The sequence below is a fragment of the Thiohalocapsa sp. genome (assembly GCF_022340605.1).
GTDB lineage: Bacteria > Pseudomonadota > Gammaproteobacteria > Chromatiales > Chromatiaceae > Thiohalocapsa.
The window spans coordinates 1-8881 of record NZ_JAJDNQ010000102.1 but is presented as its reverse complement, the minus strand read 5'-3'; the positions used below and the strand labels follow the sequence as shown (position 1 = coordinate 8881).

Annotated in this window: 8 protein-coding genes and 1 pseudogene; 4 read left to right on the top strand and 5 right to left on the bottom strand. The window is 68.0% G+C overall.

The features are described 5' to 3' along the window. A partial coding sequence (locus tag LJE69_RS13445; protein WP_296925863.1) for a hypothetical protein occupies positions 1-218 on the top strand: 218 nt, incomplete at its 5' end. Between the two features lie 128 nt (positions 219-346). Here LJE69_RS13445 and LJE69_RS13440 read toward each other — a convergent pair. From LJE69_RS13440 to ppdK, 3 genes are all read right to left on the bottom strand, one after another. Further along, entirely contained in the window at positions 347-916 is a 570-nt protein-coding gene (locus LJE69_RS13440) for a Uma2 family endonuclease (RefSeq protein WP_296925861.1), read from the bottom strand. Positions 917-943: 27 nt separating this feature from the next. Beyond that, positions 944-1072 (bottom strand): hypothetical protein, encoded by a 129-nt coding sequence (locus LJE69_RS13435; RefSeq protein WP_296925859.1) that lies wholly within the window; start codon positions 1070-1072, stop codon positions 944-946. A 197-nt stretch (positions 1073-1269) separates the two neighbouring features. Then, on the bottom strand, positions 1270-4047 hold the full coding sequence (gene ppdK, locus LJE69_RS13430; protein ID WP_296925858.1) for a pyruvate, phosphate dikinase: 2778 nt from the start codon (positions 4045-4047) through the stop codon (positions 1270-1272). A gap of 417 nt (positions 4048-4464) precedes the next feature. On the opposite strand from ppdK, the gene LJE69_RS13425 reads away from it, so the two are divergent. The 3 genes and pseudogenes from LJE69_RS13425 (at position 4465) to LJE69_RS13420 (ending at position 5711) form a co-directional block, all read left to right on the top strand. Continuing rightward, entirely contained in the window at positions 4465-4887 is a 423-nt protein-coding gene (locus LJE69_RS13425) for an EF-hand domain-containing protein (protein ID WP_296925856.1), read from the top strand. Between the two features lie 190 nt (positions 4888-5077). After that, a pseudogene (locus LJE69_RS21020) lies at positions 5078-5314 on the top strand (NAD(P)H-dependent oxidoreductase); the annotation flags it as partial. Continuing rightward, the gene (locus LJE69_RS13420) at positions 5268-5711 is read left to right on the top strand and encodes an NUDIX domain-containing protein (protein WP_296925854.1); all 444 of its coding nucleotides are present in this window, start codon (positions 5268-5270) and stop codon (positions 5709-5711) included. The pseudogene LJE69_RS21020 and the gene LJE69_RS13420, both read left to right, overlap by 47 nt. Before the next feature lie 194 nt (positions 5712-5905). Here the strand turns inward: LJE69_RS13420 and LJE69_RS13415 are convergent, their stop codons facing one another. Together LJE69_RS13415 and LJE69_RS13410 are read right to left on the bottom strand one after the other, a co-directional pair. Then, positions 5906-6685, bottom strand: a complete 780-nt coding sequence (locus LJE69_RS13415) for a hypothetical protein (RefSeq protein ID WP_296925852.1) — start codon at positions 6683-6685, stop codon at positions 5906-5908. 594 nt (positions 6686-7279) lie between these two features. Then, positions 7280-8881 (bottom strand): FAD-dependent oxidoreductase (locus LJE69_RS13410; protein ID WP_296925850.1); only part of this gene is annotated, 1602 nt, incomplete at its 5' end.

Here is an 8881-nt window from a genome sequence, read left to right as displayed (position 1 = left end):
TCGGCACCGCGACAACCGAGCGCAACCTCGATCAACACCCGCGTCCCGGATCGCGTAAGCGCAGCCCATACTCGCGCCCCTTTCTCGCGCGGATGCTGCTCACGCTGGAGGACTACCGTCCGCTCCTCGACGGCCTATCGGACGCGCTCACGAACATCAGCCAAGGGGCCGCCGATCAGCACAACCGGCTCTTCGCAGAGCCGGCGTCAGCGGCATGATTCGTGGGGATACCTCAGGGACGGACCACGTTTTCGACGCGACTCCATACGCGGAATATGCACCACCCGCTGCGGCAGCGGCAAAAGAAAAGGGGCCAGGCTCAACGAGCCTATCTAGCCAGCTTCCTCTACTCCGTCGGCCCCCACAGTCCGTCAAGCTGAAGTTCGAAGCCATCGAAGGGCGCAACACGGACGCTATCCGTATCCTTGAACCGGCCCATCTCCCGCCAGTTGCCGTCTTGGAGTCGGTAGGCTTCGAGGGTGCGGAAGCGTGGGTCCAGGAGCCAGGCGTAGGCGACGCCGAACTGGGCGTAGATGGGCATCTTGATCTCCCGGTCGACGCTTTCCGTCGAATTGGACAGCACCTCGCACACCCAGTCGGGGACGACGGTGTAGCGGTGTCCTTTCGGGAGCAGCGGCATGCGTTCACGCCGCCAGCCCGCGAGGTCGGGGACATCGACCTCGGTATCGCGGATAAAGTGCAGCTCCGGTTCGTCGATGATCCACCAGCCGCCCGGACCACCGCGGCCGCGCTGAAAGGGGCCGATCAGGTCATAGCCGAGGGATGAGGCGGCGAACCCGTGCGGGCCGCTCGGGCGCGGATGGACATGGAGCTGGCCGTCCAGGATTTCGCCGACCACTCCTTCCGGCAGCGTCAGCAACTGCTCGTACAAGGTGGGTCGGACTCGGGCGTGCATGACTGGGAGCCTCCCGATGACATGCAGTCAGGCGAAGACCTTCCAGACCACGGCCATGGTGAACGCCAGGTTGAAACCGACCATCCATTTCAACAGCGCCAGACTGCCCTTCAGCTCGGTGATGTTTCGGCTGGACTCGGCAATCATAGTCGTCATCGGTCGCTCCTCGCGTCCGCAATCATCTCTGCAACGACGTAGTATGTTGGGGCTGTTACCGTGCTATCGGGATATGCCGGCAACATCCTTCGCCGCCCTATAGCATAGCGCGGCACCGGTTTCCCGGCACCGCGCTCGTTCCAGGCAGGCTGACCAATCCGGCGCCGACGGGATGCCGGCGCCACGGGCAAGAAGGACTACTGCTCCGAGCGACGCGCCAGCGCCGCGTGCGCCGCTGCGAGGCGCGCCACCGGCACCCGCGGCCCGGAGCAGCTGACGTAGTCGAGCCCCGCCTCATCGCAGAAGGCGATGGACTTGGGATGGCCGCCGTGCTCGCCGCAGATGCCCACGTGCAGGTCCGGGCGCTGCGCCCGGCCCCATTCGACGGCGAGCTGCATGAGCTTGCCGACGCCCTTCACGTCCAGCACCTCGAACGGGTTGTCCTGCAGGATCTGGCTGCGGTTGTACAGCGGCAGGAACTTGTTCTCGGCGTCCTCGCGCGAGAACGAGAAGGTCGCCTGGGTGAGGTCATTGGTGCCGAAGGAGAAGAACTCGGCGCTCTCGGCCAGGGACTCGGCACGCATGCAGGCGCGCACCACCTCGATCATGGTGCCGAACTTGAACGGCACCGGCCGGCCGTGGGCGGCCTCGACCTCGGCGTAGATCTCGTCCACGTAGGCTTTGACCCGCAACAGCTCCTGCTTGGTGCAGACCTGCGGCACCTTGATCTGCGGATGCACGTCGATGCCGGCGGCGACGCACTCGGCGGCGGCCTCCAGGATGGCGCGGATCTGCATCTTGTAGATCTCGGGGAAGCTGATCCCTAAGCGCACGCCGCGATGGCCGAGCATGGGGTTGGTCTCGTGCAGCGCCCGCACCTTGCGCAGCATGGTCTCCTTCTTGGTGATGGCCTCTTCCACCAGCATCGGGTCAACGACGCGGCGCAGGTCGTCGAAGGCGATGCGCTCCTTGTCCGGGGTGTGCAGCAGGCCCATGGTGCCGGCCAGCGCGGTCATGCCGCGGGTGCTCTGGGCGAGCACGTGCAGGTCGGCGAGGTCGCGCTCGAGCTGGTGCTCATCGGGCAGAAACTCGTGGATGGGCGGGTCCAGCAGCCGGATGGTGACCGGGTGCGGGGCCATGACCTCGAACAGCTCGCGGAAGTCCTGCCGCTGCAAGGGCAAGAGCTCGTCGAGGGCGGCCTGGCGCTGCTCCGGCGTCTCGGCTACGATCATCTCGATGACGATGGGCAGCCGGTCGGTGGCGTTGAACATGCGCTCGGTGCGCGCCAGACCGATGCCGACGGCACCGTACTTACGCGCGGTGCGGGCATCATCCGGGGTGTCGGCGTTGGCCAGCACCTTGAGCCGCGCCGCCTCGTCCGCCCACTCCAGCAAAGTATTCAGCTCCGAGGTGAACTCGGGCTCCACGGTGGGGATGGCGCCGATGTAGACGCGCCCGGTGGTGCCGTCAATGGTGATGACGTCGCCTTCCTTGAAGCTGGTCTCGCCGACGATGGCCTGGCGGCGGGTGACGTCCACGCTGATGCCCTCGGCACCGGCCACGCAGGGCTTGCCCATGCCGCGGGCGACGACGGCAGCGTGGGAGGTCTTGCCGCCGCGGGAGGTGAGGATGCCCTTGGAGGCGAAGAAGCCGTGGATGTCCTCAGGCTTGGTCTCCTCGCGCACCAGAATGACGTTCTCGCCGAGATCCTTGCCGAGTTGCTCGGCACGGTCGGCGTCGAACACGGCGATGCCGGAGGCGGCACCGGGCGAGGCCGGCAGGCCCTCGGCAACGGCGCCGACCTTGGCGCTGGGGTCGAGCCGTGGGAAGAGCATCTGCTCCAGGCTGATGGGGTCCACGCGCTTGAGCGCCTGCTCCTTATCGATGAGGCCCTCCTGTTCCATCTCCACGGATGTGCGCACCATAGCCGTGGCGTTCATCTTGCCGTTGCGGGTCTGCAGGCAGTAGAGCACGCCGCGCTCGATGGTGAACTCGAAGTCCTGTACCTCATGGTAGTGGGTCTCGAGCTTCTGGCGCAGCTCCGCGAGCTCGCGGGCCATGTCCGGCATCTCGACGTCCAGGCGTGACAACGGCTTGGGCGTGCGGATGCCGGCCACCACGTCCTCGCCCTGGGCGTTGATGAGGTACTCGCCGTAGAGCTCGTTCTCACCGGTGCCCGGGTTGCGGGTGAAGCCGACGCCGGTGGCGGAGTCGTCGCCGCGGTTGCCGAACACCATGGTGACGACGTTCACCGCGGTGCCGTTGGCCATATCCGGCGTGATATTGAACTGCCGGCGGTAGTCCACCGCGCGCTTGCCCATCCAGGAGTTGAACACCGCCTTGATGGCGATCTCCAGCTGCTCCATCGGGTCCGCCGGGAAGGCCTTGCCGGTGTGCTCCTCGACGACGGCAAGGAAGCGCTCGCTGATCTCTTTGAGGTCCGACGCCGCCAGGTCCACGTCCTGCTTGGCATGGGCTTGCCGCTTGACCTCCTCGAACTGGCGGTCGAACAGCTCGTCCGGCACACCGAGTGCCACCTTGCCAAAGAGCTGGATGAAGCGGCGGTAGGCGTCGTAGCCGAAGCGCGTATCTCCGGTGGCGCGAATCTCACCCTGCAGCGTCTCGGCGTTGAGGCCGAGATTGAGGATGGTGTCCATCATGCCCGGCATGGACATGGCCGAGCCCGAGCGCACCGACACCAGCAGCGGTTTCTCCGGGTCGCCGAAGCCCTTCCCGGTCTTGCGCTCCAGGGCGGCCATCTGGTCGCGAACCTGGTCCATGACGCCCGACGGCAGCGCGCGGTCCGCCGTGTCCAGGTAGGCCAGGCAGGCGTCGGTGGAGATGACGAATCCGGGCGGCACGTTGAGGCCGATCTGGGTCATCTCGCACAGGTTGGCGCCCTTGCCTCCCAGCAGTTTCTTGTTCTTGCCGTCGCCCTCTTCGAAGGCAAACACCCACTTCGTCGGTTCGGTCATAGTCGCGAGCTCCCAGTTCGGTTTCGCTAGGTCGGTTGCGCCAGGTCGGTTGCGCCGGTTCGGCTGTGGCAGGGTTCGAGTGAACTCGTGCGGTATTTGAAACCCTTTGCCCGATGCATCCAAGCGGCGTCGGTCGGCGGGTTGTCTTGCATCAGCTTCGGCGCGGCACCAGGTCGGCGTACGGACGGCGCCGGGTCGCGCCGGCGCCGCGCACCTGCACGGTTCTTGCGCCGTCGCTGCGGGATAGCTGCACCGCCCGCCGCTAATCTTTGAACCGAGGGCGGCAGCACGGAGCGCGGATCACCGATCCAACACCGCCCTACCCGAACACCGGGCGCCGGTGCCAGCGGGGTACGGAGCCCAGGGAACAGGCCCCCCGCGCGGCACCCGCCCGAGCCAACCCGACGGAGATGTCAGATGTCACGCAGGAACACTTGGTTCACCAGCACGCTGTTGGCGAGCGGTCTCGCCCTCGCCGCCAGTTCCGCCGCCATCGCCCAACCTGGGTGGACCGGCGGGCAGTACGGCCCGGCAGGCCGCGGCCCCGCCGCCTTCTCCGACATGGACACGAACGGCGACGGCTATGTCAGCGCCAGCGAGCACGCGGCCTTCCGCGCCCAGCGCATGGCCAACAACGCGCAAGCCGGCCGGCCGATGCGCAACGCCGGCAACGCGCCGCAGTTCACCGACATCGACGCCAACGGTGACGGCCGCGTGAGCCAGGCCGAGATGGCGCAGTTCCGCAGCCAACGGATGACCGCCGGACGGGGCTGCAACCGCAGCGGTCGTGGCGGCGGCGGTGGCGGCTGGGGTGGCGGACCGCGCAATGGGGGGTGGTGAGCGCACAATAGTGCGAAGTGCGAAGTGCGGAGCTTGGAGTACGGAGCTTAGAGTGCGGCCAGGCGGCATCGGCCGCGCTCTTTGGGATACCTTTAGCGAGAACGCCGCACGCGAGTGCCACCACCCAGAGCGCGCGCACTCCGCGCCAGGCACTCCGCACCTTCGTTGAGCCCACGACGCCCGCCACATCATGCCGAAATCCCACGACCAGCGTTCGGCCGCAGCACCCCAACCCCACATCCTCGCCCTCGACGGCAGCTACCGCCGGGGCGGCATCACGGACCAACTCGTCGATGCCGTGCTCGGCGCCGCCGAGGCCGCCGGTGCCCGCACCGAGCGGTTGCATCTCATCGACGAGGACATCGCCTTCTGCATGCCCCATGACCGAACAACCCACCACCCGCTCCGCCGGCATCATCCCCGTGCGCATCGCGAACGACGCCGCGAGATTTTTGCTACTGCGCGCCTACAACTACTGGGATTTCCCGAAGGGCGAGCTCGCACCGGGCGAGGCACCGCTCGCGGCCGCCTTGCGCGAGGCGACGGAGGAGACCGGGCTCTCGGGCTTCACGCTGCGCTGGGGCGAGGACTACATCGAGACCGAGCGCTACGGGCGCGGCAAGATCGCTCGCTACTACCTCGCCGAGGCGCCGGCGGGCGAGGTGCGCCTGCCGGTGAGCCCGGAACTGGGCCGCCCCGAGCACCACGAGTTCCGCTGGGTGAGTGCCGTGCAGGCCGACACGCTGCTGAACGCGCGGCTGCGCCGGGTGCTGGCCTGGGCGCTGCAGCGGCTCGGCGAGCCATCCGGCCGCGGGTCAGGTTAGGCCAACCCCACGCCCGGACGGCCCGTCGCCGCGCTCCCACTGCCCCGGCCCCATCCGCTTTGCAGCCAAACGAGGCAAACGCCGATTGATCGGCGTTTCCTGCCGGGCAGGATGCCCGGCCATGTTCGGCGCCGTTTGCCGTCTGTGCGATCGACCCACGCCGTCAACCGGTGATAGCCGCCGGCAGCGAGTCGTCATCGCAATAAGGCAGCCCGTTGCACTTGCCGCCTTCTGCAGCCGCTAATATCGAGCGTGGCCAGACCCAGCAGACGCTCCAATGGGCTCGCGTCCTGCGGGCGCACCGCGCCGACCGGCCCCTCATGGACAGCCCAGGCCAAGCGTTTGTGTTTCTTGGCGCCGAAGCACTGGCTGCCGTCGCTGGTGGAGAACAACCAGGCACCGTCCGCATTCGCGACATACTCGGTGCAGGTCCAGTACACGTCATTCTGAAGATTGGAGAAGGCGCCCGTCAGCTTGCGGTTGGTGGTGATGGGATTGCCGGCGTCGATGCAGCCACCGGCGTAGTACAAGCGTCCGAGCTCGCTGCAGATGACGCCGCTGCCAGTGCGCGGCGGGCTGCCGTTACAGCCGGCCGCCGAGCACAGACGCCAGCCTCCCGCGCCGGCGTAGCGGGTGAGGCTGAGCCAGCTCGCCCAAGCCATGGCGCCCCACCAGGTCATGGCGCCGCTGGCGATGTCGAAATCCTCGCGAACCACAAAATGGAGGCCGCGTTTGTCGGTGATCGTGGGCACCATCGCGATGATCTGATCAACGACATTGGCATTGAGCCGGCATTGGGCCTTGAACAGGTTCGCGTCACCGGTCCAGGTGATGCCGTTCGGTCCGGAATCGATATCGTGGACCAGATCGATACCACGAGCGCGGTAGCTCAAGAGGGATATCTCAGCAAGCCCTTGCTGATCTGCGATGAGCGCAGCCGATGGGTGCATATCTGTGCGTCTGGATTCAGTCATTGTGGTTCTCCCCAATATGGTCTGACACCATGAGAGTCATGCACGTGGCGGCTCCGAGCCCGGAGCCAACGCCGGCAGCCGGTCGTGACATGCATCACGAAACCCGCGAGGCTTTTGCCTCAGACCGACCAACCGTGAGCTTGCTGCATTACAGCAACTTGACTCGTCCGCCGGCTCTGGGGGCCTCGAGTTGTCGAAGCCGCCCCGAGCACCACGACTTCCGCTGGGTGAGAGCCGAGTCATCCGACGCGCTACTGAACTCCATGCTGTGCCGTGTGCTGGCCCGGGCGCCGCGGCGGCTCGGCGAGCCGCCCGGCCGGGGGTCAGTTCACTTCACTCCCGCGGCCAGACGGTCCGCCGCCGCGCTCCCTCTGCCTCGGACCCACTGCCACAGTCCTGCTCCCAGACGTCTACATCCTGTCGCCAACTCCCTCAGTTCCACATCCTTCGGTCCCGCCTCCTTAGTCCTCTGTCCTGAGCCCAACCTCCTCAGTCTCAGGTCCTCAGTCCTTCGTTCTCCGTTTCAGCTTCAGTGCCTCAGTAGCTCCATTGCCTCGGTCGCACTGCCTCGGCCCCCACTGTCCTTGCGCCTGATCAGGCTGCCTCCGCCCGCTCAGGCACCGGCTCGGCATCCCGCAGAACCTCCCAACAGCCCTCCCGCAGCGATTCCAGGAGGGGCCGAAGATCGCGCCCGGCACGAGCCGCCATCTCCACATCGGCGACCCAGCGCGGCGCATTGACGAACGCGGCCGCGGCGACCCGCCCATTGGCGTCCAGCACCAGTTGGCGCCAGGAACGCCCACGGGCGGCGCTGACCAGGATCTCGGCGCCACGCGTCGGCGGCAGGGCGCCGAGCGTCACCAAGTCCAGGCTCTTCAGCTTGGCCCGCATCGGCAGCAGCGCCGGCCGCCAGTGGTGCGCCAGGCCGAGCATGCTCTCGGCCGCCACCAGCGCCTGCTGCCGCGCCGGCTCCCATAGGCCGGTCACCCGCCCGTGGAGCTCCGCAACGTCACCGGCCGCGAAGATGTGCGGATCGCTGGTACGCATCTGGTCATCCACCCGAATGCCCTGTCCGCAACGAAGACCGGCATCCCGTGCCAGCGGGATGTTCGGGCGGTTGCCGGTGCAAAACAGAACCAGACCCGCGGGGACCAGCTCGCCACTCGACAACTCCACCGCCCCGACACGCCCGAGGTTGTCGTCGGCGCCGCGGACGGCCGCCACCCGCACGCCGGCGCGCACCTGAACGCGGTGCCGCGCCAGCATGTCGGCGACAACGGTGGCGGTCGCCGGCAGCAACTCACTCGGCATGGCACCCGGGCCGCTTTCCAGCACCTGCGCCGGCACGCCGAAGCGGGCCAGCGTCTCGGCCGCCTCCAGGCCGAGCACGCCAGCGCCGACGACGACGGCCTGCTCCACCGGCAACCGCTGCAGCCAGTTGCGGATCTCCATCGCATCGGCAGCGGTGCGCAGGTCGAAGCAGCCGGCCAGTTCCACGCCCGGCAGCGGCGGACGCGCGGCGGCGGCGCCGGTGGCAAGCAGCAGGCGGTCGTAGCCCAGCCGCTCGCCAGTACCGAGCAGGACGGCGTGCGCCGCGGGCTCGATGGCGCGCACGAGGGTGTTGATGCGCCGGTCCACCGTTGGAGCGACCAGCGCCGGGGAATCTGGATACGCCAAACTGTCCGCGCCTTCGGCGGACTCGATGAGCCGGGCGATGCCCATGCGGTTGTAGAAGCCGTGCGGCTCCTCGCCGATCACCGTGACCCTGCAGCGCGGGCTCAGCGCCGTGATGCGCGCAAGCGCGGTGCTGCCGGCGATACCGTTGCCGACGATGACCACGCGCTCGACGCCGGCATCCACCCGCGCGCGCAACAGCTCATCGATGCAGGCGTCGGCTTCCTTGGCGGCATCGGGCGGTGCGACGGTCACCGGACCGAGCACCCGCGCACAGCAGGCGAGGCGCTGATCCGCGGCGGCACCGATGCGAGACAGGGTCAAGCGCTCCATGGCGCCGGGCGGCTCCAGGTTGTCCGCCCCGTCGAGCACCCGCACCAGGTCGGCACAGCAGTCACCCTGCCCGCAGCCCGCGCCGACGGCGAGCCCCAGTGCCTCGGCGGCCTGCCGCAGCGTGCCGCCGGACGGCATCGCGTAAGTTTGGTCCGGGCCGGCGAAGCGCACCGCCACCATGCGGGCGGA